The 24,545-nt window shown below is 49.8% G+C and carries 18 protein-coding genes and 1 tRNA gene; 10 read left to right on the top strand and 9 right to left on the bottom strand.

The window, feature by feature from the left end:
- Positions 1-592 precede the first annotated feature (592 nt).
- Positions 593-2,971: a cation:proton antiporter domain-containing protein gene (locus tag BQ2633_RS10130; protein ID WP_075566863.1), complete on the top strand. Its 2,379-nt coding sequence runs from the start codon at positions 593-595 to the stop codon at positions 2,969-2,971.
- Positions 2,972-3,121: 150 nt separating this feature from the next.
- Positions 3,122-4,453 (top strand): aminoacetone oxidase family FAD-binding enzyme, encoded by a 1,332-nt coding sequence (locus tag BQ2633_RS10125; RefSeq protein WP_075566862.1) that lies wholly within the window; start codon positions 3,122-3,124, stop codon positions 4,451-4,453.
- A 536-nt stretch (positions 4,454-4,989) separates the two neighbouring features.
- Here the strand turns inward: BQ2633_RS10125 and BQ2633_RS10110 are convergent.
- Both BQ2633_RS10110 and BQ2633_RS10105 read right to left on the bottom strand, forming a co-directional pair.
- Positions 4,990-5,988, bottom strand: a complete 999-nt coding sequence (locus BQ2633_RS10110) for a 2-hydroxyacid dehydrogenase (protein WP_075566860.1) — start codon at positions 5,986-5,988, stop codon at positions 4,990-4,992.
- Between the two features lie 242 nt (positions 5,989-6,230).
- Complete coding sequence (locus BQ2633_RS10105; RefSeq protein WP_075566859.1) at positions 6,231-8,087, bottom strand: ATP-dependent DNA helicase; 1,857 nt, start codon at positions 8,085-8,087, stop codon at positions 6,231-6,233.
- 99 nt (positions 8,088-8,186) lie between these two features.
- Here BQ2633_RS10105 and BQ2633_RS10100 point away from each other — a divergent pair, with 99 nt between their 5' ends.
- On the top strand, positions 8,187-8,996 hold the full coding sequence (locus BQ2633_RS10100; protein ID WP_346048598.1) for a helix-turn-helix transcriptional regulator: 810 nt from the start codon (positions 8,187-8,189) through the stop codon (positions 8,994-8,996).
- Positions 8,997-9,031: 35 nt separating this feature from the next.
- Here the strand turns inward: BQ2633_RS10100 and BQ2633_RS10095 are convergent, their stop codons facing one another.
- The gene (locus tag BQ2633_RS10095) at positions 9,032-9,283 is read right to left on the bottom strand and encodes a DUF6965 family protein (RefSeq protein WP_075566858.1); all 252 of its coding nucleotides are present in this window, start codon (positions 9,281-9,283) and stop codon (positions 9,032-9,034) included.
- 630 nt (positions 9,284-9,913) lie between these two features.
- Between BQ2633_RS10095 and BQ2633_RS10090 the strand changes: the two genes are divergently transcribed.
- From BQ2633_RS10090 to BQ2633_RS10080, 3 genes are all read left to right on the top strand, one after another.
- Entirely contained in the window at positions 9,914-10,684 is a 771-nt protein-coding gene (locus BQ2633_RS10090; protein ID WP_075566857.1) for an acyl-[acyl-carrier-protein] thioesterase, read from the top strand.
- 210 nt (positions 10,685-10,894) lie between these two features.
- A tRNA-Thr gene (locus tag BQ2633_RS10085) sits at positions 10,895-10,967 on the top strand.
- A 142-nt stretch (positions 10,968-11,109) separates the two neighbouring features.
- Positions 11,110-12,135: a YitT family protein gene (locus BQ2633_RS10080; RefSeq protein WP_176720126.1), complete on the top strand. Its 1,026-nt coding sequence runs from the start codon at positions 11,110-11,112 to the stop codon at positions 12,133-12,135.
- Positions 12,136-12,449: 314 nt separating this feature from the next.
- Here the strand turns inward: BQ2633_RS10080 and BQ2633_RS10075 are convergent, their stop codons facing one another.
- The 5 genes from BQ2633_RS10075 to BQ2633_RS10055 form a co-directional block, all read right to left on the bottom strand.
- Complete coding sequence (locus BQ2633_RS10075; protein WP_075566856.1) at positions 12,450-13,250, bottom strand: TrmH family RNA methyltransferase; 801 nt, start codon at positions 13,248-13,250, stop codon at positions 12,450-12,452.
- Between the two features lie 360 nt (positions 13,251-13,610).
- Entirely contained in the window at positions 13,611-13,799 is a 189-nt protein-coding gene (locus BQ2633_RS10070) for a hypothetical protein (RefSeq protein ID WP_075566855.1), read from the bottom strand.
- A 183-nt stretch (positions 13,800-13,982) separates the two neighbouring features.
- Positions 13,983-15,728: a DUF349 domain-containing protein gene (locus BQ2633_RS10065; protein WP_075566854.1), complete on the bottom strand. Its 1,746-nt coding sequence runs from the start codon at positions 15,726-15,728 to the stop codon at positions 13,983-13,985.
- Between the two features lie 404 nt (positions 15,729-16,132).
- Positions 16,133-17,059 carry a magnesium transporter CorA family protein gene (locus BQ2633_RS10060; protein WP_075566853.1) on the bottom strand — a complete coding sequence of 309 codons (927 nt, stop codon included), beginning with the start codon at positions 17,057-17,059 and terminating at the stop codon, positions 16,133-16,135.
- 623 nt (positions 17,060-17,682) lie between these two features.
- Positions 17,683-19,608, bottom strand: a complete 1,926-nt coding sequence (locus BQ2633_RS10055; RefSeq protein WP_346048594.1) for an HD domain-containing protein — start codon at positions 19,606-19,608, stop codon at positions 17,683-17,685.
- A gap of 369 nt (positions 19,609-19,977) precedes the next feature.
- Here BQ2633_RS10055 and BQ2633_RS10050 point away from each other — a divergent pair, with 369 nt between their 5' ends.
- Positions 19,978-20,838 carry a sigma-70 family RNA polymerase sigma factor gene (locus tag BQ2633_RS10050; protein WP_009437939.1) on the top strand — a complete coding sequence of 287 codons (861 nt, stop codon included), beginning with the start codon at positions 19,978-19,980 and terminating at the stop codon, positions 20,836-20,838.
- A 342-nt stretch (positions 20,839-21,180) separates the two neighbouring features.
- Complete coding sequence (locus tag BQ2633_RS10045) at positions 21,181-21,543, top strand: ABC transporter (RefSeq protein WP_075566852.1); 363 nt, start codon at positions 21,181-21,183, stop codon at positions 21,541-21,543.
- A 367-nt stretch (positions 21,544-21,910) separates the two neighbouring features.
- Here the strand turns inward: BQ2633_RS10045 and BQ2633_RS10040 are convergent, their stop codons facing one another.
- Positions 21,911-22,426, bottom strand: a complete 516-nt coding sequence (locus BQ2633_RS10040) for a hypothetical protein (RefSeq protein WP_075566851.1) — start codon at positions 22,424-22,426, stop codon at positions 21,911-21,913.
- A 798-nt stretch (positions 22,427-23,224) separates the two neighbouring features.
- On the opposite strand from BQ2633_RS10040, the gene BQ2633_RS10030 reads away from it, so the two are divergent.
- Both BQ2633_RS10030 and BQ2633_RS10025 read left to right on the top strand, forming a co-directional pair.
- Complete coding sequence (locus tag BQ2633_RS10030; RefSeq protein WP_075566849.1) at positions 23,225-23,740, top strand: hypothetical protein; 516 nt, start codon at positions 23,225-23,227, stop codon at positions 23,738-23,740.
- 136 nt (positions 23,741-23,876) lie between these two features.
- The gene (locus BQ2633_RS10025) at positions 23,877-24,464 is read left to right on the top strand and encodes a hypothetical protein (protein ID WP_075566848.1); all 588 of its coding nucleotides are present in this window, start codon (positions 23,877-23,879) and stop codon (positions 24,462-24,464) included.
- Positions 24,465-24,545: the final 81 nt, after the last annotated feature.

Raw genomic sequence — 24,545 nt, 5'->3', positions numbered from 1 at the left:
GAAGCAATGCCAACGGCAATAATATTCATGCCTTCACGAGCAGTAAACTTCTATCTCTGATGATGTTGCAAAGTTACGGCTTTCTACCATCCCTCACAATCGCTATTTTCAGTGATTCTTCCGAAAGCATTTAACACTTCATGCGTCACTTCCTTGTGTTTTCGCCAACTCCATACCTAAATATGAGGATAAGTGGAAAAAATCTATATTTCTCACACCACCTCTCTCTTCCTCTTTCAAATCTTTATTCCTCTTCCATAGCAGTGCATTCATCCCCATCCATAGCATCATTTGCCCTCATCATTTGCGCAACACTCACCACATTGCTAGGACTATTCTCCCCTCCCTCCGCGGTGTTCCCCCAAAAACGGGGAGAATTCTCGAAAAACGTGGGAGATTTTCTGAAATAAGTCGGAGATTTTTTCTCAAACCTCGGACATTTCTAAAAAATTCTCAGAGAATATCGCTCAGTACAAAAGAAGACACGGCATAATTGTTGAAAGAAAGTGTTGCGTTGCTCCACAAAAAATCGTATCTTTGTGGATATTGGCTAAATATACACGATTTTACAACGGCTAACGTCAGAAAATATATGAATCAACTCCCACCCATCATTTCCGACCTTGCACTCATCTTGCTCGTAGCAGGGGTGGTCACGGTCATTGTGCGCAAGCTCAAGCAACCCCTCGTGCTGGGCTACATCGTGGCAGGCTTTTTGGCAAGCCCACACATGCCCTATATGCCCTCGGTGCAAGACCACAGCAACATCGAGGTGTGGAGCGAAATTGGTGTTATCTTCCTCATGTTTGTGCTCGGACTGGAGTTTTCGCTCAAGAAAATCGCGAGTATGGGCATGCGTCCCGTAGTGGCAACGTCGCTCACCATGCTTTCTATGATAGGCGTTGGGGCAACGATGGGACAACTCATGGGATGGAGCAATTTCGATAGCCTATTTCTAGGCGGAATCCTCAGTATTTCTTCCACCACCATCATTTACAAAGCGTTGGACGACCTCGGATGGCTCAGTCGAAGGTTTGCACAAGAGGTGTTTTCGGTGTTGATTCTGGAAGACATCTTCGGCATCTTGCTCATGATTCTGCTGAGCACGGTCGCTGCCACCACCAATGCAGCCACAGGCGGTGGAAGTTCGCTGCTCACCAGTTTGACGAGTCTTGCTGTTTTCCTTGTATTGTGGTTTGTGGTGGGCATCTATGTCGTGCCCTATTTCCTCAAGAAGAACCGCAAAATCATCAATTCTGAGATTCTTCTGGTCGTGAGCATCGGCTTATGCTTCGGCTTGGTGGTGCTCGCTGCTCAAGCGGGTTTCAGTGCTGCTTTCGGAGCTTTTGTCATGGGTAGCATCTTGGCAGAAACCATCGAGGCAGAGCGCATCGAAAAACTGGTAAACCCCGTGCGCGACCTCTTTGGCGCAGTGTTCTTTGTGTCGGTGGGCATGCTCGTAGACCCCGCAGTTTTGGCAGCCTATTGGTTGCCCATCGTACTCATCTCCCTTGCCCTCTTCATCGGCATGGCGTTTTTTGGCACCCTCTCCTTTGTCATTGCAGGCCATCCGCTACAGCGCGCCATGCAGTGCAGTTTTTCGCTCACGCAAATCGGAGAATTCTCCTTCATCATCGCCACGCTTGGCCAGAGTCTCGGAGTCACCAGTTCGCATCTCTATCCTATCGTAGTGGCTGTCAGCATTGTCACCACTTTCTTGGCGCCATATATCATTCGCTCTGCCCAACCTGCCTATCGATTCATCGAACGTTTCCTTCCCGAAACTTGGCAAGCGCGCATCGCCGACCGTCCTGTTGCGGAAGATGGCGCCTTAGCCTCTCTTGCTGCCACCACCTCTGCAGTCCTCACTCCGGAAGGCGATGCCGTCACTTCGTTAGGAGAAGCCATCGTAGCCGCAGCTCCCACCCTCTCCACGGGAAAGGCAGCCCTCACCTTCGTGCGCGTGGTGTTTCTCCAAACCCTTGTTTACACCATTTTGTCCGCCACCGTCATCGGTCTCTCCTTCTCCGCCTTTCTCCCTGTGCTGCGCCACATTCCGCCCACGCACTTTGTGGGCAATGCCCTCACTGGCTTGGGCACGCTCTTTGTAATTTCGCCCTTGCTGCGTCCCATCGTAGCGCGCAAGAATCGCAGTCGTGCCGCCCAAACGCTCCGCAACTCTTCGTGGGGAAGCGCCTTTTTCAACATCATTTTCTTCGTGCGTTGGTGCATCGCCACCTACTTGGTGTTTTACGTGTTGGAATATCTCTCTCCCTTCGCATGGTACTACCACCTGCCTCTTGCCTTTGGTATCATGGTTTTAGTCGCCAATAGCCGTTGGGTGAAGTATCGTTCCATCAAGGCAGAGCGTCGTTTTGCCCACAACCTTCGCCAGCGCGAAGTGGTGGCTCAGCAGAAGAGTTCTCAAGAATACGGTTTTGCTCGCCGTCTTTCTGCGCGCGATGTGCACTTCGCTCGCTTGGTGGTGCCCCCCTTCTCGCAGTGGGCAGGTCGCTCGCTTGCCGAGCTTGACTTTTCGTCCAACGAGGGTGTACTGGTGGTTGCCATCATTCGCCAAGACATTCGCATCAATGCTCCCGATGGTCACATGAACATCTTCCCTGGTGACGAATTGGAAGTGATCGGCGACGACACAAGTTTGGACACCTTTGCCCAGCGCATGGCCATGGAAGTGGAATATCTGATAGAAGATGACGGTCGCGACCACAGTCTTCAGCTTCGTCGCATCGTGGCATCTCCCACTTCTCCCCTCCTCCCCTGCACCGTTGCAGAGAGTGGCATCCGCGATGTTCACCGCTGTATGCTCGTCGGAGTGGAAGATGCCTCTGGCAGTGTGGAACTCGCTGAGGCTTCTCGCGTGCTTCAACCCACAGACATTCTTTGGGTAGTGGGTGAGGAATGCCATCTTCGAGCTTTAGAAGCCAGTCTAAAAGGAACAGAAAATCCCTAATCACAAATTGCAAGAAAAACTAGAGTTACTAGAAAAACTAGCCCCTCTAACGTCTAATCTCTAAGGTCTAAAGACTCTTTCATTTATCTCCGAGCCACGCTTGTCGTGGCGAGCAAAAAGGGTCTGAGATCCTCTAACGTCTAACGTCTAATGTCTAACATCTATATCATCGGTGGTGGTGCAGCAGGCTTCTTCCTTGCCATCACGCTTCGCGAAATCTCCCCTACCACGCACGTCACTCTCGTAGAGCGCGCCAGTCAACCGCTGACCAAGGTGCGCGCCACAGGCGGAGGCCGATGCAATGTCACCAATACTTTTGCGCACGTCGACCAACTCCAAGAGGTGTATCCTCGTGGTGCGCGCTTGATGCAGCGACTCTTCCGCACCTTCTCCCCAAGCGACATCTACGAATGGTGGGAACTGCATGGGGTGCCTCTCAAAGTGGAAGACGAAGGACGTGTGTTCCCTCTGAGCAATACGAGCGATGCCATCGCTCAATGTCTGCTCGATGAAGCCAAGCGTCTAGGCATAGAACTCCTCACCAACACGAGTTTGCAGCACTTTGATTCTCACCCAGAGGGGGGATTCTCCCTCACCCTGCGCAAGGGCGGCGAAGACCGATTGGTCCACTGTGACCAGTTGGCACTCACCACGGGAGGTGCTCCCCATGGCGAAGGTTTTGACGCCCTCAAAGCCTCTGGTCATCAACTCGAAACGCCCTGTCCATCGCTCTTCAACTTCCGCCTTTCCGATGAGTCCCTGCGCCAACTTTCGGGCATAACGCTCGACCATGTACTGCTCACTCTCGCTGGCACAAAGGTGCGCACTGAGGGATCGCTGCTCCTCACACACCAAGGCATCAGTGGACCCGCCGCATTGCGGCTCTCGGCTCACGGAGCGCGCTTGCTTGCCGAACGCAACTATCAGGGAGAAATCCTCATTTCATGGTTGGGCACTACGGATTTTGATGCCACTCTCTCGCTCCTGAAGCAGATGCAAAGCGAACTGTCGGGCAAAACGCTTGGTGCAGCGCGCCCCACTTTCGCCCTCTTGCACGATTTACTCGGACTCACCCCTGCCGACCTCGGACGAGGGGAAGAAAAAGTGGATTATTCCTCTTCCCCTCTCCCACAACGGCTGTGGCAGCATCTGTTGCAACGCGCAGAACTGCCCACCGATCGCCGCTGGAGTGAATTGGGCAAGAAGAATTTCAACCGCCTTGCCACCCTACTCACGGCAGACTCCTACACCCTTGTGGGACGTGGCACGCACAAAGACGAATTTGTCACCTGCGGCGGGGTGTCGCTCTCTTCGGTCAATGCCAAGACCATGGAGAGCAAATCGGCACCTGGACTTTTCTTTGCTGGAGAGATGCTCGACATCGATGCCTTGACCGGTGGTTATAATCTCACTGCCGCATGGGTCACTGCCTACGTCGCCGCCCACGGCATGGCAAAACAGTGGGAGGAGAAGGCAGAATAAGACTCCGCCAGTGCGACATCAGGGCAAGCAACAGAGTATTGTCAAATTGCTCGCACGGAAGTTTGTGCACATTCACACAGAAGCATACAGCCATCACTTTGAAGTGAAAAGAGAAAACATAGAAGACCCTACCATCCACACAGAAGGGAAAGCGACACTAACGCAGAAGGAAAAGCAAAATGTCCTGAAGTATTAAAAGACATTTGCTGAGAGATACACGCATTCACTCTGCTGTATGAACAAAACAATCGGGAAGAACCTTGCGGCTCTTCCCGATTTTCGTATCCTCTGCACGGAGGAGTAAGAGTAAACCCAAATCGGTCATTAGAACGTTATAGTGCTACTCGTTATTGAGAGGATAACTTCCTGTCATCTTTCATTTTCTTGTTGGCATCTTGTTGCTCGTTTGTTCTCGACGTAGCCCGCTACGCCATCGAGCAAACGAAAAACAAACTGCTCAACAACAAATAAAATCTGTTCAGGATCTAATGACCGATTTGGGTTAAATCAGCAGATGAACTGCGAACAAGGTAAGATTAACCTTGCACTTGGTGACTGTAGGGCTTACCTTCTGCGAGTTCGCGCACACTGTTGAGCGTGGTGGTGGCGATGTTGTGGAGCGCTTCTTCAGTGAAGAAAGCCTGGTGAGAGGTGAGCACCACGTTAGGAGCACTGAGCAAACGCGCAAGCACATCGTCCTTAATCATGTTGTCGCTGCGGTCTTCATAGAAGTATTCTTTCTCTTCTTCGTAAACGTCCAGACCAGCAGAACCGATGTGGTGCGTGCGAAGTCCTTCGATGAGGTCTTCCGTGTTGATGAGTTGACCACGACCAGTGTTGATGATCATCACCCCCTTCTTCATCTTAGCGATGCTCTCGGCATTGACGATGTGCTTGGTCTCAGGCGTGAGTGGGCAGTGGAGGGAGATGATGTCGGAATTGGCGTAGAGCGTGTCGAGGTCTACGACTTCCACTCCATATTGCTTCGCAAATTCGTAATCAGGATAAAGGTCATAAGCCATGATGCGCATGCCGAAACCATGGAGAATCTTGATGAGCACCTTCGCGATTTTACCCATACCGATGAGACCCACCGTGCGGCCATTCATGTCGAAGCCCAAGAGTCCCTTCAAACGGAAGTTACCTTCGCGCGTGCGGTTGACAGCACGATAAATCTTACGGTTGAGACTCAGCATGAGTGCTACGGCATATTCTGCCACAGCATAGGGAGAGTAGGCAGGCACGTGCACCACATCGATGCGACCCTTGGCGGCCTTGAGGTCCACATTGTTGAATCCGGCGCAGCGCAGTGCGATGAGTTTCACACCATACTCCACCAATTTGTCGATTACTTGGGCGTTGCATTCTGCATTGACAAAGATGCACACCACATCCGCCCCCTTAGCTAGGGGCACTGTCTTGAGCGAAAGGTGCTCTTTGTAGTACTGGATGTCGAAACCATAGTCAGCGTTGGTGGCTGCAAAAGAAGTTTCGTCGTAGGAATGACTGTCGAAAAATGCGATTTTAAGTGCCATAACAATTGTGTTCTTTGGATTAACTTAGATAGTTGTGCCTATATATGGAGCGTGCAAACCTAGCATTTCTCTGTGTTCAGGGAAAATAGGAGCATCCCGCCCAGTGTTCTTAGTGCAAAGGTAGGAAGTTTTGGCGGGGGCGACAAAAAAAAGACACAGCAAAGCGATGTTTTTTTCCTTGCTGTGTCTGGTTTGTTTGCAGTGGTTAGCATTTTCAGGTCAAGATGCTCCCACGCACAGAATCAGTTGTCCGTTTTGCGCTTGCGACGTTTGGTTTCCGTCTGCGGTGCATCGGGCTCTTCGATGCTGGCAATGGCACGCACCTGCTGATATTTCACCACTGAGAATCCTTCCAAAGCCACTTCTGTGAGCAAACGCTTCTTGAGATGGAGCAAATCTTTAATATCTTTGATGGTGTTCATCACTCGTGTGCCCACCGTTTTATTCTCCGTAGGCACCGAAAGTTGGTGCATGAAGTGCTGCATCGCCTTGACCTCTGTGAGGAAATAGCGTGCGCCCTTCTCCACTCGCTCAGCCAAGTGCTCGTTGGTGGCGTAGTCGTCGTGCAGCGCGATGAGGGTTTCAAACTGCGGACGGAATTTCAGTGCCACAGCCACCATCTTTTGTTGGAGGAGTAGGCGTTGATTTTGACAATCTTGGAGCGTGGCAGGGATGCGCTTGTAGAAATGCTCCTGCAATAGGCGCAGCAGTGCGTCGAAGAGGATGAGCAACTGCCCAAAATCGAAGAGTTCGGTCATGAGCCCAAAGAAATAGTTGCGCTCCATGGCAGCTACCTCCGTTTCGTTGGGCACTTGCTCCGCCATGGCATGAGAAAATTGCACCACCGAAGCATCCTGAATGATGGCTTCTCGCGGTATCGGCGCCGAAAGCACCATTCCCTCGAGGGTTTTGCAGCGCGAGAGTGCCACATACGCCTGACCATGGGAGAAAGCACTCTGCACGTCGATGATGGCGCGCTCGAAAGTCAATCCCTGACTCTTGTGCACCGTGATTGCCCATGCCAAGCGGAGGGGGATTTGCTTGAAAGTGCCGTCCACTACCTCCTCGATTTCATTGGTCTTTTCGTTGAGCGTGAAGCGGCTGTTTTGCCAAGTTTCCATGCCCACTTCTATCTCTTCTGCCGAATCGTTGGGACACACCGTCACCGTGTTGTCGGAGATGTCGGTGATTTCGCCCAACATACCATTATAATAGCGGTGTTCTCCCGAACTATCGTTTTTGATGAACATCACCTGCGCTCCACGTTTGAGGGTCAGCACCTCGGCAGCGGGATAGGAGCCCTCAGGGAAAGTGCCTTCGACCGTGGCGCGAAAATCTTTTTCTGTCGCTGCCAGTTGCGCCATCTCTTGGGCATTGATGTGGTCGGCTTGGTGATTGTGGGTCACGAGTCGCACATAGGTGGCTCCCGAAGCCTTGAAATTGGGCAGGTAGCGCGCATTGAGCAGCTGGAGGATGCGATCGTCGGCACGATTGTCGCGCACCGCGTTGAGGAGTGCTAGGAATTCTTGGTCAGTTTGTCGATACACCTTTTGCAGTTCGATGGTGACAAAAGGCGTTTGTTGTAGTGCGCGGCTCGAAAAGAAAAACTCCGAGTCGTAGTATTTCATGAGGGTTTCACGATCTTCCTCGCGCACCACAGGGGGCAACTGCTGGAGGTCGCCTATCATCAAGAGCTGCACTCCCCCGAAAGGTCGAGGGTCGGTGCGCAATCGACGGAGCGCAGCATCCATGCAGTCCAAGAGGTCGGCACGCACCATGGAGATTTCGTCGATGACGATGAGGTCGAGCGAACGGATCAACTTGCGCTTTCGGTTGGAAAATCGGAATTGCTCATTGGAAAATCGGCTTCCGGGGATGTACATGCCGAAGGGCAGTTGGAGAAAGGAGTGAATGGTCACTCCTCCGGCATTGATGGCAGCGATGCCCGTGGGCGCAAGCACCACCATGCGCTTGTGCGACTCCTCGCGAAGCTGACGCAAGAATGTCGTCTTTCCCGTGCCAGCGCGACCCGTGAGAAAGAGGTTGGTATGGGTGTGCTCTATAATTTTGTGCGCCAATTCGCGCTCTACATTTGCCATATTCAGTGTTTTGATGCCGTATTTTTGGGGACTAAAACCTACCTAAAATGAGAAAAACGAGGGATTTTTCCTGCAAAAGTACGGCTTTTTTGCTAGGTATTGATTAAATTTGCAGACAACCTCGGTCAGAAGTACGCTCTTCTGCCTCCCCAACATTTGCAAGACATGACATCTCCCAACGAAGTTACCCCATCCCATCCTGCCCTTGATACTCCGCACCACGGACACTCTCCTTCACCACACGGAGGGCACCCCTCTATGACTGGTCAAGGCAAAGCAATGACTATGGGGAATAAGTCACTCCGCATGGCGGTGATCGATAACAACGTGTTGGCGTGTCGTGGTTTGCAGGGATTGCTGCAACGCCTCATTCCCATCGGCACCATCGACACCTTCGAAAGCTACGAAGCACTCATAGAGAGTCAGCCCAATCAGTATGCGCACTTCTTCGTGTCGGCACGCATCTATTTTGAGCATTCGTCCTTCTTTCGTCAGCGTCCTTTCCAAACGATCGTTTTGACCAATGGGGAAAACCTGCCTCCTGTGCCGGGGGTGTTGATGCTCAATGTGTGTCGTTCGGAAGAAGAGGTGGTGACCGATTTGCTGCAGCTCCACAGTCATGGACACGGCCATGGACAGCATCGCCCACGTGCCTCGAAAGCAGAACTCGAAGCCTTGTGGAGCAACCACAACGAAGAGGAGCGACAACCACTCACCTTGCGAGAAATCGAAGTGGCTACGCTCTTGGCGAAAGGGCTCATCAACAAGGAGGTGGCAGATCGTCTCAACATTAGCATGACAACGGTCATCACGCACCGCAAAAACATCATGACCAAACTCGGGGCTCACGCCTTGTCCGACATCATCATCTATGTGGTGATGAATGGGTATCTCGATTTGGGGGAATAGCCCACAGCAGTGCTATGCTCTAACCCTGCCGCGTTTTATTCAAATCCCTCAGCCAAGAGGCAATCGCGCACTTCAAAGAGGTGGTGCACTTGCGCGCCATAGGTGGGATTTTCGTAGTGCATCTGCACCACATCGAGATAGTTGCGCACCATCACTTTGACATCGGGTATCACCATGCCGGGTCGCAACTGGATGCGTTGGGGCAAGCGGTCGAAGCGTTCGCGAAACCACACCACGAGTTCTTGAATCACTGCGCGGTCATAAGTCTTTTGATAGGGAATTGACATAGCAAAAAGTGTAAACTTGCACCACTCTATTGCTTAGGCGTCAACTCCAAAGCAGTAAGGAGTCTGATGCACTAGGGCATTATCAACTAGAGGGGTGCTCATGTGTAGTGCAAATTTACGCATTATTCTTTAGCACAAAAAGTTCTTGCGCTGCAAAACGTGCGCTGCTCCCTCCCTTTCTCCGAACAGACTTCTTTTTTCGTAGCCTTGTCCCTCCCAAACGGGCTTTATTTCCTTCCCCCACCTCACGAACGTCCCACTCAAATCCCCCTTTGTTCGTTCCTCGCCTTCAAACTTTTCTGAAATTCCTCAGACATTCATAACCCCCAAAAGATCAGAACATTATAGTGTCCCAAAAAAATCTCCAACGTTTTTCAGAAAATCTCCAACGTTTTTCGGAAAATCTCCAACGTTTTTGGAAAAATCTCCAACGTTTTTCGAGAAAGCTCCTACGTTTTTCGAGAAAGCTCCTACGTATTGAATCAACCACGCTCCTTTCTAACGGCTAATCTCTAACGTCTAACGTCTAATCTCTAACGTCTAACGTCTAATCGAGCCACGCCTGTCGTGGCGAGCATAAAAGGGTCTGCGACCCCTAACGTCTAATCTCTAACGTCTAACGTCTACAATATGTCCCCTCGCCTATTTTATCCCTATACGGTAGAACCCTTTCAGGAAGACTTCACCGGCAAACTAGCGTGGAGCACCTTGGGCAATCTCCTGCTCCGTGTGTCCACCCTCCATGCCGAATCCCATGGATTTGGCTACACCTACATGAACCAGCACCACCGCGGATGGGTGCTTTCGCGCTTGGTGATAGAAATCAACCAGATGCCCCGCACAGGCGAAGCCTACACCCTCTCCACGTGGGTCAACAAGATATTCCGCCAATTCACCGATCGTCTCTATGCGATGCAAAATGCGCAGGGCGAAACGGTGGGTTATGGCCACAGCACCTGGGCACTCATCGACTACGACACGCGCCAACCCGTGAATCTGGAAAACCTGCCCGACGGAGGATTCTCTGGAGCTCTCCACCCCGAAGATGTGCCCATCGCAGGAGCAGCCCGCGCAAGAGTGAAGAGCGAAACTCCAGTTTTGGTGCATCGTGCAGCCTTTAGCGATCTCGACATCAACGGACACGTCAATTCTATTCGCTACATCACCCTCCTGCTCGACACCTTCTCCAAGCAGTGGCACGCCACGCACGAGGTGAAACGCATCGAGATTTCTTATGGACTGGAAGCCTATGCCGACGACGAACTCCGCGTCTATGCCGATGCGCTCGACAACGACCGTTGGGCTTTTGAAATCCGACGTGTGCGTCCCTCAGAAGGCGACAAAGAAACCCTCGTGGTGCGCAGCATCATCACTGCCCCTGCTCTGACGGAGACAGCCTAAAGGAAAAAACACTCTTGAAAGAGGGGCAGCATTTGTCGTGCAAAGCCACCACCGTCCCCAGCTTTTGTGCGCTGTGATTGGGGCTAGTCACCACCTCTGACACAGAAGGAGAATCCTGTCTTTTTGTGCGATTTTTCAAGAAAAACATTTGGAGATTCGGCAAAAACGCACTAACTTTGCACCGCAATCTCCGCAAGGAGCACTGTGAAAGCCGGAATAGCTCAGTTGGTAGAGCGACGCATTCGTAATGCGTAGGTCACGAGTTCGAGTCTCGTTTTCGGCTCTCCGCCTTAACCACCCAATGTGTTTGGGTGGTTTTCTTGTGTATAATTATCAAAAAACTATCCGCAAAGCGTAATCATCTCGGTTAGGTTTCGTAACTTTGCACCTAGACTTTACTGCCCCCAAGGGCTAACATTGAAATTATGACCGCTATTTCCAACTCTCTCAACTCACAAAAACCAAAATGGTACGAACCCGCCACTCATCTTCAATGGTGGCTCACATGGGTTTATATCGTGGTTGGTGTGACGATCATGTGCTCCGGCTTCGTCTTCTTCATCAACCCCTATCACATCGTCCCAGGAGGTGTGTATGGCGCTGGTATTGTTTTGCACAGCCTCTTCCCTAGCATCCAAGTCGGCACGTTCGGTTGGTTTTTCGATGTCCCCTTGCTCACCCTTTCCGCCATATTTTTAGGATCTAAAATCGGTTCTCGCACCATCTTTGCTGCGATGATGTCACCTTTGGTGATGAACTTGCTCGACTGGATAGCCTATCCCAATGCCGCTGCCATGAAGGCACTCGATCCTACTCAGCTCTTTGGCGGGGTGATCAACATGAGTGATCATCTCATGCTCACCACCATCATCGGGGCAGCCACCATCGGATTGGGTTGCGGTCTGGTAGTGCGCCAACAAGCCACCACAGGCGGCACGGACATCGTGGCGATGTTCTTGCAGAAATATCTCAATATCCGCTTCTCCAATGGTATCCTCATCTGCGATGCTGTGGTGGTGCTCTCTGGTCTCTTGGTCTTCGGACTTGGACTTGGGCACGTGGATGCTGGCGCAAGTGGACCGTCATGGCATCTCTCCTTCTATTCGCTCATTGCTATCTTCGTTTCATCGAAAACCATCGCTTATGTGATCAATGGTGCACAAGATGACAAGCTCGTCTTCGTCGTGTCGAACAAGCCCAACGAAGAGTTTCGCCAATTTATCCTTCAAACACTCGACCGCTCAGCTACACGCATCAAGAGTAGCGGTCTTTACAGCAACGACGACAAAGAAATGCTCTTCTTGGTGGTATCTAACAAAGAGATTCCCGCTGTGAAGTTGAAGATTCAGGAAGTGGACCCCAATGCCTTCGTAGTGGTGAGCGATGCTCACGCTGCTTATGGTGAAGGATGGCGCCCCTTGCCCCTCCCCGGTGAGATTACGGCGGAATAATCCAGCCTTTTCTCCCCATTCCTCTCCCTTTTCTTCTTCGCGCTCGGGAGATTCCTGCCCTTCTGCTTGCGATGATTCATCCCTCTTTGGGGCTGCTCTTCCGCCTTTCGAGATAGGATGTTCAGCGAATCTCCTTATCATACTCAAAAAGTCCGCATCAGCACATTAGCTTGTGTTGATGCGGACTTCTTTTTTGCGTGTAGTCTGCTCTGAAATGCCGTGATACTTTCTCAAACCTCCCACGTTGTGTGGGCTTAGCTTCGCAGTAGCCCAACAGAAAGATGGGGTTCACCCTCAATATTCGCGGTAGGAGCTTATCGCTTGCGGAGCTCCCAGAAGGCAACAGCCGCTGCAGCAGCAACATTGAGGGAGTCCACCTGATGCGACATGGGGATGCGCACCACAAGGTCGGCTTCGGCAATGGTCTGCGCAGAGAGTCCATCGCCCTCGGTGCCCATGATGAGAGCTAAGCGGTCGTATTGGTGCAAACGAGGGTCGCCCAGTGCGAGAGAGTCGTCGGTGAGTGCCATGGCGGCTGTGGTGAACCCATAGTCGTGGAGGCAGGTGAGGGGCGGTGTGACCCACGTCCAAGGCACGAGGAAGGTACTTCCCATGGACACGCGGATGGAGCGGCGATTGAGGGGGTCGCACGAACTTGGGGTGAGTAACACAGCATCTACGCCCAAAGCTGCGGCAGAACGGAAGATGGCACCGATGTTGGTGGTGTCCACTACCCCATCTATCACGACAATGCGCTGAGTGTTGTGGAGCACCGTTTCGAGGGTGGGCGGAGCTGGACGTCGCATGGCACAGAGCACTCCGCGGGTGAGGGTATAGCCCGTGAGAGAAGCCAGGAGTTCACGTTCGCCAGTGTAGACGGGAATGTCGCCACAGCGTTCGATAAGGCTCGCTGCATCGCCCGTGATGTGGCGTTCTTCGCAGAGCAATGCCAAAGGCACATAACCTGCATCGAGAGCTACGTGGATGACTTTGGGACTTTCGGCAATGAAGATGCCTTGTGAGGGATCAAGCCGATTGCGCAGTTGGGCTTCGGTGAGGGAGGTGAAGACCTCAACTCCGGGATGTTGGAGGGAGGAAATGGGAATGACGGGCATAAGCCAAAGAGAGAGAAGGGGCGATGAGGGTTCACCGCAGGAAAGACGATGTGAGAGAAAAGACAAAAGCTCCGTGCCGACAGCAAACCGTGAGGCACTGTCGGCACGAAGCAAATGGTGAACAAGCCGCGCTCATGCGCAAGACGCCCTAACCCCTTCACTGTTCTGGGCAATAGCCTTAAAGATGCCAGCATGGAAAGGGAAGATAGGGCTATGCAGTGGGAGTGAAGGGCTTCAACCTCCTTATCTTGTCGGGAACAACCTCCTGCGATGGGGCTGCGACAAGCGAGAGAGAAGCACGCAACTGGCTCCAATCTGCCCTGAACCGCACAGAGCAACGGGTAAAAGAGGGTGTCTTATTTAGTCCCAAATAGAGTTGTTGTCCAGATCCTTTTGACGAGACTTCAGAGGCATATCGTCCTCAATGTCTCCATCTTTCGTTCCACCTACAGGATTTTCAGGCTGCTTTTCTCCGCTTACGGCAATCATGCCCTCAGTGAGCATGGTGATGGTTTGGATTTCGGGACTTGAATAAGTTTTCTTTTGCATTGTTGTTTGTATAAGGTTGAATATTCAACAAGTGAACCAACAAAGAAGACCACCGCACTAGGGCTTAGTGGGTGCGCCTTCTTGGTGGTAGGTTTATGATCATGGGAGAAATTAGTCCATTCCGCTGTCGTATGCTATTCAGTGCAGGGATGGTGCACCAAAGACGTATGCACATGACAAGGGTTATTCTCCGAGTTGTGCAATCTTTTCAGCCAAGAGCGTGAGATCTTTCTTGAGGAGTTCGATGCGACGCTCAACGTCAGCCACGAACGAAGATCCAGACTTAGACTTAGTGGTGAGGAACGAAAGGTTGGTTTCGTAGGTAGCAATCTCCGCCTTCTTTTCATCATATGCACGTTGGAGACGCTGGCGCTCGTTGCCGCCTTGTGCAACTACACGACGAGTGAGGTTGTCGATGCGACGACGTCCAGCTTGTTCATGCAAAGTCGCGTAGAGGGTGTCGCACGCCTTGCGATAGGCGCGATAGACTTTTTCCTTCTTTTTGAAAGGCACGTGGCCCACTTCGTTCCATTCGGCTTGGAGAGCTTTGACCGCATCGTGGAGCTTTTCACTGCCTTCGGCAATGAGTTGTTCCAAACGAGCGATGATGTCTTGCTTCTTAGCCAAGTTTGCCACTTCTTCTTCGTTACCGCTGGCATTAGCCGCCTTTTTGCGATCGAAGAAAGCATTGCAAGCAGTGTTGAAACGCTTCCAGATGGCATCGCTCGCCTTGTGCGCCACCGCACCGATGGTCTTCCATTCGGCTTGCAACTCCACAAGCGCCTTGGTGGTAGCCGCCCAGTCAGTGCTCTCGCTCAGCTGTTCCGCCTTTTCGCAGAGGGCAGTCTTCTTTGCCAAGTTGGCAGCGAGGGTTTCGCGCACTTCCTTGTAGAACTTAGACTTAGCGGTGAAGAAAAGGTCGCAAGCGGCACGGAAGCGGTCGAAGATTTGTTGGTTGGCTTTGCGAGGTGCATAGCCCACGGTCTTCCACTCGGCTTGGAGTGCCACGATTTCCTTAGACTGTGCTTCCCAATCGTTCATGGTGTGGAGAGCCGTCAAATCAATCGCCTCCACACGTTCGCAGAGTGCAGTCTTGCGAAGGAGGTTGTCTTCTTCTTGTTGTTTTTGGGCAAGGAAGAAATCTTGGTGACGCTTGTTGATGATGGTAGAAGCCGTCTTGAAACGATTCCACACCTCATCGCGCAATTCCTTAGCCACAGGACCGGTTTCGCGGAACTCAGCGTGCAGTTGTTGCAATTGGTGGAAGGCGCTAATCACATCTTCTTGCTCTGTGAGCTTCTCAGCGGCTTCGCAGATGCGCGTCTTAATCTCCAGGTTCTTCTTGAAGTCATATTCGCGCATCTCATGATTGATGCGCAAGAGGTCGTAGCACTGCTCCACATAGTGGTGGTAGTTTTTCCAAGTGTCGGTGACGTGTTCGGCAGGGATGGTGCCAATTTCCTTCCACTCGGCTTGGAGTGCTTTGAAAGTATCGTAGTTTTTGTCGATCTGCTCAGCGTCTGCGGCAAAACCTTTGATTTGCTCGATGATAGCGAGCTTTCGCGCCAAATTTGCTTGGCGTTCAGCTTCAGCCTTTTCAGCCATTTCTGCACGGCGCACCTTGATATTGGCCAAGAGCTGCTTGTATTCAGCTTCTAGGGGCTGTTCGGGTGCCACAAAGTCCGCTTCTTCGCCGCCTTCTGCCAAGAATTGTTCGCGTGCCTTTGCCACTGCCTCGTTGTGAAGGCGATAGTAAGCACTACGGCAGGCATCGAGTGCGTTGCGGTCAGCGTTATCGGGTTGTTCCAACAGGAGTTTGAGTTGCGCAATCACCGCTTCGGGTGAAGTCAATGGTGCGTTACTCGCAGCGTCGTTTGCGACGTGTTCAGTGGCAGCTACTTGGAGCTGAGGATCTACGTGTTCACTCATTGGTGGAGTGTCGATTTGTGGGTGAGAGATGTTAAACAAAATTGACGTGTGTGAGGGCGACACCTTGGTGTCTCCTCTTTATTTGACAATTCTAGACTGCAAATAACGGCAAAAAGATAGGAATATCCAAATCTTTTTGCCAAAATCTGCACTAAATAGTCTAATTTTCTATGAATTGTATGTTTTATTTCTCGAAATGCCTATCCTTTTCTCGCCTATTGCTGCACAAGTGCTGCAAGTGCAAGAGCGGAGTTTTCGTGACGATACAGGGCGACAGTCCCTCAAAATCACGTGGATAACGGCCTAAAACGTTAGGAGTTTTTTTCGTAAATCGTGGGAGAAAAACAAAAAAATCTCGGAGATTCTTTTGAGCAATCTCCGAGATATCTTTATAAGAATACGGATTAAATCCAATTGATGCGGCGGAAATACCAGATGAAGAGCCAAGTGACGAAAATGGAGGCTCCGATGGTGAGTGGGAATCCCCAGACCCAATGTTCCATGCCGTTGAGGAGGTTCATCCCGAAGATGCTGGCGATGAGCGTGGGGAACATGAGGATGATGCTGACAGAAGTCATGGTTTTCATCGTCTGGCTCATGTTGTTGTTGATAATCGCCGCATAGGTGTCGATGGTCGACTCCAAGATATTGGTGTAGATGTTGGTGGTTTCGCGTGCCTGACTCATCTCAATATTTACGTCTTCAATCATGTCGGCGTCGAGTTCATCGACGGGCAACTTGAATTTCAACTTGGAGAGGAGCATTTCATTGCCACGGATGGAGGTGGCAAAGTAGGTGAGCGAGTCTTGCAGTCGAGAGAGATTGATCAAATCGGCATTGTTGATGGGTCGATCTAAGTCGCGCTTGGCAGCATCAATGATGGTGCTGATTTGTTTGAGTCGCTTCAGATACCACACAGCACTGGAGAGGAAGAGGCGGAACACGAAGTCTACGGAGTCGGTGAAACCGAGATTTCGCTTCTGCTGATACGACACGAAGTCCAACATCATGTTAGTTTCGAAGTGGCACACGGTCAAACAAATGTCTTTGTTGAGAATCAATCCCATGGGGATGGTGGTGTGTGGTGTGCGACTTTGCTCTTCCTTTTGGTAGGGAATACGGAGGATGATGAGCATCCACCCTTCGTCGTAGTCGTAGCGTGCACGTTCGTCCTTGTCTCGAATGTCATCGAGGAAGTAGTCGGGCACTTTGAGCGTTTGAGTGAGGTATTCTTCGTCTTCAGGAGTGGGGCATGTGGCCTGGATCCAGCAGTTGGGAGACCATTCGTCTTGCGTGCGCAGACCTCGGTTGTAGTTCCAATATGTGAGCATAACGGGCTTTCTTCTTTATTGCAAAAAGGGGGTGTGGGTAGGAAGAAAGCCTTGCTCCATCCTAACCAAACAAGATGTGATACGTTTCCGAATGATAGTCGTCCATTTGGGTGAGAATTAGCGCGAACTTGCGGTGTATGCCTTCTTTTTCCCTCTGTAAATGAGGCGAAGAAGCGGCGACACTGCGGCACTCTTTCAGGGCTTTTTCAGCAGGTGGCTGCGCGTCTGATGAGGTGCATTCGCTTTTTAACGGCTGCAAAAGTAGTGTTTTATTTTGAAATAGCCCATTTTTCTATCACAAGAAATGCGAAGAAGGCTTTCGGTTTTTCCTTGCCACACGCCACGATGTGGCATGGAGCAAAGCCAATGTGGCAGTTTCTTCAGGAAGTGTGGGAGCATTGTTGCCCTTCGTCGGTGGGTCCCACGATTTTGGGGCTTTAATGCGCTTGAAAGACGAGGTGTTATCCGAGGAAATGTGGCGATAAAATAGAGAGCCAATAGGGACACAGCGTTGGGGCGCAGGGTTGTTATCCAGTGGAAAATTGCACTACCCTGCCCAACATTGCCCACCCTGCTAGAGAATTCTCCGTGAATAGGCAGAGGATGAGAGCAATGGCGGGGGATTATGCCTTCAACACTTCGTCCACCCCCTCGATGACGCTCAAGAATCGCACGGCGGTGCGGAGCTCTTCGGCAGAGTGCACGGCATAATGCAGCATACACTCCACGATGTTGTCGCGCGTCTCCATCTCGATGCGATAGAGATTGAGCTGGAGCCCTTGCGTGAGGCATTCGGTGATGTCGCTGAGGAGTCCAAATCGATCGATAGCCCGCAGGTGGGTGCGCACTTCGTAAGTGTAGTCGGTGACGGGGAAATCGACATTGACAATCGCATCTCCGCGCTGTGCCGATAGACTGATGGCGCGGCGACAGTCGCGACGATGGATGACGACTCTGCCATCGCCTTGAGCTTCGTTGGTGAAACCGATGACTTCTTGCCCTGGCAGGGGCTGACAAATGGGACAACGGTGGGGAGCTTCGGTGTGAACATGGCGAAAATAGCGCGACAGATAGCTCTTGGCGCGATAGGTGGTGACGACCTTTTCCCACTCGGGCAGCGGATGCGCTTGCGGATGGGTGCCGATTTCTACGCAACATCCATGGGTGAGCACGGTGGGAAGAGAGGCAAGTTTGCCATCGATGCGGGCATATTGGGCGTGTTTGCCCACATTGCGCTCAAAGGCGAAATCGAGGGCAGTGGCTTGCTGGGGCAGGCGCACGGGGGTGCCGTCAGCGTCATAGACGGTGATATCTTCGCTATAAAGGCTTGCTGTCACACCTTCCATGAAGTCGTCATCGCCGTCGCTCTCGGCGATTTGCTGGAGTTGGATGCAAAATTTGTCGATCCACTGGCGGTCCGACTTGCTCAAGAGTTGATTGACCCCGCCACCATGCTCATGGTTGCGGTGGGTTTCGATGCGATCCACGATGAGCCCAAGTTTGGTGCGCGTCACCATTTCTTCGGAGGAAATGTGGATTTCGTCCCAGCGTCCGCATCCGCTGAGCAGCTGCACGTGATAGGATTGATAGCCATTCTCTTTGGGCACATCGATGTAATTGATGGAACTGCCCACTTTCTCTTGAAAATGATTGGTGAGCACGCCGTAGATGCGCAGGCAGATGGCCTTGTCGGTGCGCATTTTGTCCACTTCGTTAAGACGCTTGCGGTCGTAGATGACACGAATCACATAGCGATGGTCGATGTGGTGAAAATCGCGTCCCGACTTGCGCATGCGGGTGTCGATGCTGTAGGGCAGGCGATAGCGCACTTCGGTGCGTACGTGCAGGTCTTTTTCAGCCAATAGTTGTTCGATGCGCGTAGTAAACTTCAAGAGTTCTTCGCGGTGTTGCTCGATGTCTTGCTCGAGGAGTTGCTGCAATCGCTCATAGCGATCGGGACATCTGAAACGAAAGGACAGATTTTCGAGCTCTCGGCGCAGGTTGTGCAGTCCCAATCGATTGGCAAAGGGGGCGTAAAAAAAGTCGGTTTCACCACCGATTTTCATTTGTTTTTCGGGGAGCATAGATCCGAGTGTGCGCATATTGTGCAGGCGGTCTGCCAACTTGACAAAGACGGCGCGGATGTCGTGGCGCAAGGAGTCGAGGAGCTGGCGGAAATTGTTCTCTTGCTTGCGCACGTCGGGAGCAGCACCAGCGATTTTGCTGGGTTTTGTCACCACCTTGACCAGAAATGCCACGTCGTCACCGAAGCGCTCACGGATGTCTTCGATGGTATAGGGGGTGTCTTCCACCACATCGTGGAGGAAAGCCGCCACGATGGAGTTGGCATCGAGCATAAACTCCTCAGCCACAATGCGAGCCACCGCCACGGGGTGCATGATATAGGGATCTCCAGCCGCGCGCTTCTGCCCTTCGTGCGCTTCTTTGGCAAGGTTGTAGGCTTGACGCAGGCGAATCATGTCGTCGGCAGGGAATCTCAATGACAAACGCTCGAGCATTTCATCGACCGTTTTGTCTAGTTTTTGCATATAGTCGTTCATGATCGTAAGGAGATGGCTAGTGATGATGGACTTGACGTTGGGAGCGCAAAGACCTCTTTGGAGAGAAGAAAGCGCCAATGCGGACGGCTCTCCCCAACAGTGGAAAGAAGAATCTGCTGTCTTTGTTCGCTTTTAGAGTTCAAAGTTATCACAAAATGCAGAATCTGACAAGTAAAGTCAGCAAAATCTTTATAACATCTTTAATTCTCACGTTTTATTACGACATTCTTTGATATATCGCAAAGAATGTAGTATATTTGTACCTGCGTGGGCGCATCCGCCATGGCAAAGTACAAACAGAGCCATGTTGGTTGCGGCTCATTGTCATGAAAATCATTCAATATTTCCCCGTTCGTTATGCGACAACTAAAAATTTCTCAGGGTATTACCAACCGTGGTGATGCCGCTATCGACAAATATCTCACCGAGATTGGTCGTCTTGAACTCCTCTCCATGGATGAGGAGGTGGAACTCGCACAGCGCATTCGCCATGGCGACCAAGCTGCTCTTGAGCGTTTGGTAAAAGCCAACTTGCGCTTTGTGGTGTCCGTAGCCAAGCAGTACCAAAATCAGGGGATGTCGCTCAACGACCTCATCGACGAAGGCAACATCGGCTTGATGAAAGCTGCCCAGAAGTTCGACGAGACACGTGGTTTTAAGTTCATCTCTTATGCTGTATGGTGGATTCGTCAAAGCATTCTCCAGGCGATTAGTGAGCAAAGCCGCATCGTGCGCATGCCTCTCAATCAAGTGGGTTTGCAGGCCAAGATTGGTCGTGCCACCACAGAGTTTGAACAGCTCTACCAACGTCGTCCTTCTGCAGAAGAATTGGCCGAACTGCTCGACACCGACCTCGACCGCATCAAAGACAGCCTCAACGCTGGCGGTAAGAAGGTGAGTGTGGACGCACCCTTCCAAGACGACGAAACGAACTCCATGATCGACATCATGACCGATGAAGGAGCACCCGGCACCGACAACAGTATGGAGCGCGAATCGCTGTCTACCGACATCGACACCGCCCTTCAAGTGCTCTCTGAGCGTGAGTGCAGCGTGGTGAAAATGCTCTTCGGCATCGGTCGCACGGAAATGACGGCTGAAGAAGTGGCGACTACACTCAATCTCACCCGTGAACGTGTGCGTCAAATCAAGGAACGTGCTTTGCGTCGCTTGCGCGAAGAGGCCAACGTGAGCATCTTGCTCAAATACCTAGGATAGACTCCGAACGGAACTCGTAGCCCACGGCTCAAGTTCCGACTTCTTATTGTTTTTTCATGCTCGGCAATGCGGTTTCGACTGCGTTGCCGTTTTGTTTTGTGTGAGAGGAAAGAGGGATACAATCAAAACAAAAGACCTAAAAAAACGATTCTCCTCATTGTTATATAATTTTATTTTGTATCTTTGTAAGGTATAAACACGATATCTCACAAAACGTAAAATAGCCTAGTACGCTCTCCCCATTCTTATATTTACCTATTTACTACTACTATCAAATCTATTGCTTTTCACGCCAAACGCAAATCTTTCACACATTAGTTCGACCTAAAACATCATCTGATTATGAAAAAGATTTATATCACCCTCTTTATTTGTGTATTGGGACTTTTCAGCTTGTGCAGCTGCGAGGACCCAAAGTATCGTGAGGTCTTCGAAATTACAGACTATTTTGTAGAAGAACTCCAAACAACGTATCAAAGCTATGGTCTAATAGGAGGTGCTAAATACACACAGTACACGAACAATAGAGAATTCAAGGTTTTCCCAATGGGACGTTTAATCAACGTACGGATTGAACATGCAGCCGATGATGAAGAATATGAAAAACTAAGAAGTGCATTAGAATCTCATTATACAGGAGACGAGCGAGTTCAAAAGGTATATCGATGCCAATTAGGCACTATTATGGTAGATTGTCGTAATTGAATTAGACATTTCCACTTAAAACCTAAGAACTGTGTTAGCCTCTTTTTACAGCATAATAAGTGAAATCTCCCCACTGTTTGATTTGTCAATCAGACAGCGGGGAGAATTATTCACAAATGGACAAACTGCTATAATTCCCGTTGTTTTTCACATCCCCAAAATAAGAAGCACTTTGAAACTTTGTTACAAGTCTAGTGTGCACAGTTTGTTATCAATAAAGCTTATATGATTTCACAAAAAGTCCGCATTAGCAACTCGAGCTAATGCGGACTTTCGATAAAACATTAAAGTCATATAGACAGTACCAAGGACTATTCTAAGACTTTAATTATATAAGTATGCCACCTATATTGCCTTTTAGACCCTGCTACTCTTTTTCATCACCACTTTTCCCCATACCGATAGAAAAGCCTTCTATAATTGCTATAAAGTAAACTACCCCACTAAAGAAATCGAAGTCCACAAAGAGAAGGTCAAATAAATACTTATAGTCAAACTGCACCAAAGCATCCAGAAATTCAACTCCTTCTTCTTGCGCAAGGAAACCTAAGTTTGTAAAAAAGTCCCCCATAAGGCAGGATAACAAAGCAAAAAAGGCTCCGAAAAATCCAATTATTGCGTTATTGCCTCCACTAACAACTCTGACACACCATCCTACAACAAACCCAGCAACAATTCCCATCCATACCCATTGCCTTTCTGCAACTATACAAATGAATGCCCACACAGTAGCAACCAATATACAAGAAACAAGTCCTGCTATAGCAGCTAAGGCTACATTCCCTTGTCTGCTATGAGGTTCTACAACTACATACTCAGGATCAGACGCTTGTTTATACGGATCAAATTCATTGTTTTGTTGATTAGAATCTTTATTGCTCATAACGTTTCATTTTAAGATATTAAGTCTGTCATTACGACAGTAGAACTAAGTGAACTAATCTTCCTTACTACAAAAGAGGAAGAATCGACGGGGTTATTCTTTTCCTAATATTAATCTGAGTTTAAATGTTGTTTTTGGAAAATGGATTAAACAGTGAGCTCTAGCCTCTACCAAGAAACCCAATGAAGAACGAGATAAAAAGAAATATATAATTTGCAAAGTTAGTAGTTTTTTCTTGAACTAGAAAAAGATTCTGTTTTTTTTCATAGGAATGCACCTCAAGGCACCAACGAACATGTTGAACGACTAACGAATAGAACGAAAACTCCCTTTTTCCTTTGGGAGGTAAATCCAAAAATAAACAGATTCTCGCAAGATAACAAGAAAAAATCTCTCTTTTCTTTGTCATCCCCCCTTTCGAAAGCGAGATAACCTGTCTTTATCTTCCATCCTGTCACGGAAAGGCTCTTATTTGGAGAATAAAAACCGTCAGACATTTTGCACTCCCCCCAAAAAGTCTACAAAAAATTCCCTTCCCCTTTGGAAGATTCCCACGAACTTTGTACTTTTGTGGTCAAGACACACCACCCTCTGCCTCAACCACTAAGAAGAGTGTTGTGCCTCCCCATATAAAAATAAAATGTGCCTCCCCACATAAATCTAAAAAGAGAATTGTATCCTCCGGCGTAGAAAAGCGATACTCCTCTACTTCATCACTAAAAAAGAATAGGGAGGGACCCGAAAAAGGGGCGTACCAGAACCCACCAATAACCTAAAACATCTTCAACACATAAATCCATGAAAAAACTCTTTTTATTTATTTCCTTGAGTTGGGCTACACTTTCTGCTAGTGCCCAATCCGAAGTTCTGCTTCCTCAGACGCAGCAGACCTACATCTATGAAGAGCAACTCACCTATCCCACAGGAACGGAAGACCGTTGCTATCTTATCTTTTGGAAAGATTCGCTAGGCGTGCATGGGTGCTTAAATGCTACAACAGATGAGTTTTATCTAGCTAGAGAGGGATACCTTCCTGGTTATGAGATTCGTCCTCTGCAAAACATCATTGTAAAACAGGATTCCTTGTCTTTTACAGTCGAAGCAGGGGTAGAATTTTACAACCCAGTTCCATTATACTGCAGAGAGGAGGCTACAGCGCAGCGCATAGGCATCCCCCGTTGGATACAAGCAGGTGCCAAACCTGATGTGACCACCCATAAATACAAAGGGAAAATCGAAGCCAACCGTTTGGTCATAGATGAAGGAGAACCTTTTAGCATTCCTAGGAAACGTGTTTTCATTCGCTGTAATTGAGTTCTACTTTTTACTACTATTCTACACTACGCCATGGGAACTCTAGATTCTCATAATTTAGTGCTTGTTTAATTATAAATGGAATTGGAAACTCAGATTTCCTTCTATGACCGTAAACTTCTAATAACATACATCTATGATACTTCGACTATTGTTTTGCTGCATCTGCACTCTTTGCTGGTGCAACTCGATTTTTGCTGATGACACACTCCACATTGTGAAGTTTGACGATGAAACTTATTACACCATAGAACGATTTGAAGGAGGAGCGTTTTCTCAGAACTTCATCTACTCGCCTACTAGCTTTGCACGTGCTTTCAGAGATGCGGCAGCCATAAAGGCAGATACCTCGCGCAAGCAACCCAAAGAACCTGACGACCCTTTCTTGGAATTTGACTGCTACAACATGGACGGCTACTTTAATCGTTATTTCCAAGACATCCAAAATCTTCCTACAAAATTCTTCGATGGCCTTGCTGCATTGCTTCCTCAAGAATATGTGTCAAAAATGATGGTGCAGATAAGTCTAAATCGAGACGGCGTTCTCTTAAGGGCATCCCTACTCATGCCTGCTGGTGCCCAGCCACTATCTAAGCAATCTTTGACTGAAATCAATCGTTACCTCCTAAATTTCTACTTTCCTAGAATGAAGGAAGGTTACCATAAAGTCCCAAGGTTGCTTCCTATTCGTATGCTTTTTCAGAGAACTCATCGAGCCGAGTAATCTTACGTAGGCTGTTCTGTCGTCTCCCGCCATCTCCTTAGTGAGTTGGCGAGGGATACTTGCAAACTCTACAGAGGGATA

It is taken from the genome of Ihuprevotella massiliensis (genome assembly GCA_900095835.1).
In the GTDB taxonomy this organism is placed as follows: domain Bacteria; phylum Bacteroidota; class Bacteroidia; order Bacteroidales; family Bacteroidaceae; genus Alloprevotella; species Alloprevotella massiliensis.
The sequence above is the reverse complement of the archived record's forward strand: the minus strand, read 5'-3'. Positions and strand labels throughout refer to the sequence as shown.

Excerpts from the sequence above, each read along its gene's own strand:
- BQ2633_RS10130 (WP_075566863.1), top strand. The coding sequence starts at position 593 with ATGAATCAACTCCCACCCATCATTTCCGACCTTGCACTCATCTTGCTC.
- BQ2633_RS10125 (WP_075566862.1), top strand. The coding sequence starts at position 3,122 with ATGTCTAACATCTATATCATCGGTGGTGGTGCAGCAGGCTTCTTCCTT.
- BQ2633_RS10110 (WP_075566860.1), bottom strand. The coding sequence starts at position 5,988 with ATGGCACTTAAAATCGCATTTTTCGACAGTCATTCCTACGACGAAACT.
- BQ2633_RS10105 (WP_075566859.1), bottom strand. The coding sequence starts at position 8,087 with ATGGCAAATGTAGAGCGCGAATTGGCGCACAAAATTATAGAGCACACC.
- BQ2633_RS10095 (WP_075566858.1), bottom strand. The coding sequence starts at position 9,283 with ATGTCAATTCCCTATCAAAAGACTTATGACCGCGCAGTGATTCAAGAA.
- BQ2633_RS10090 (WP_075566857.1), top strand. The coding sequence starts at position 9,914 with ATGTCCCCTCGCCTATTTTATCCCTATACGGTAGAACCCTTTCAGGAA.
- BQ2633_RS10080 (WP_176720126.1), top strand. The coding sequence starts at position 11,110 with ATGACCGCTATTTCCAACTCTCTCAACTCACAAAAACCAAAATGGTAC.
- BQ2633_RS10075 (WP_075566856.1), bottom strand. The coding sequence starts at position 13,250 with ATGCCCGTCATTCCCATTTCCTCCCTCCAACATCCCGGAGTTGAGGTC.
- BQ2633_RS10070 (WP_075566855.1), bottom strand. The coding sequence starts at position 13,799 with ATGCAAAAGAAAACTTATTCAAGTCCCGAAATCCAAACCATCACCATG.
- BQ2633_RS10065 (WP_075566854.1), bottom strand. The coding sequence starts at position 15,728 with ATGAGTGAACACGTAGATCCTCAGCTCCAAGTAGCTGCCACTGAACAC.
- BQ2633_RS10060 (WP_075566853.1), bottom strand. The coding sequence starts at position 17,059 with ATGCTCACATATTGGAACTACAACCGAGGTCTGCGCACGCAAGACGAA.
- BQ2633_RS10055 (WP_346048594.1), bottom strand. The coding sequence starts at position 19,608 with ATGCAAAAACTAGACAAAACGGTCGATGAAATGCTCGAGCGTTTGTCA.
- BQ2633_RS10050 (WP_009437939.1), top strand. The coding sequence starts at position 19,978 with ATGCGACAACTAAAAATTTCTCAGGGTATTACCAACCGTGGTGATGCC.
- BQ2633_RS10045 (WP_075566852.1), top strand. The coding sequence starts at position 21,181 with ATGAAAAAGATTTATATCACCCTCTTTATTTGTGTATTGGGACTTTTC.
- BQ2633_RS10040 (WP_075566851.1), bottom strand. The coding sequence starts at position 22,426 with ATGAGCAATAAAGATTCTAATCAACAAAACAATGAATTTGATCCGTAT.
- BQ2633_RS10030 (WP_075566849.1), top strand. The coding sequence starts at position 23,225 with ATGAAAAAACTCTTTTTATTTATTTCCTTGAGTTGGGCTACACTTTCT.
- BQ2633_RS10025 (WP_075566848.1), top strand. The coding sequence starts at position 23,877 with ATGATACTTCGACTATTGTTTTGCTGCATCTGCACTCTTTGCTGGTGC.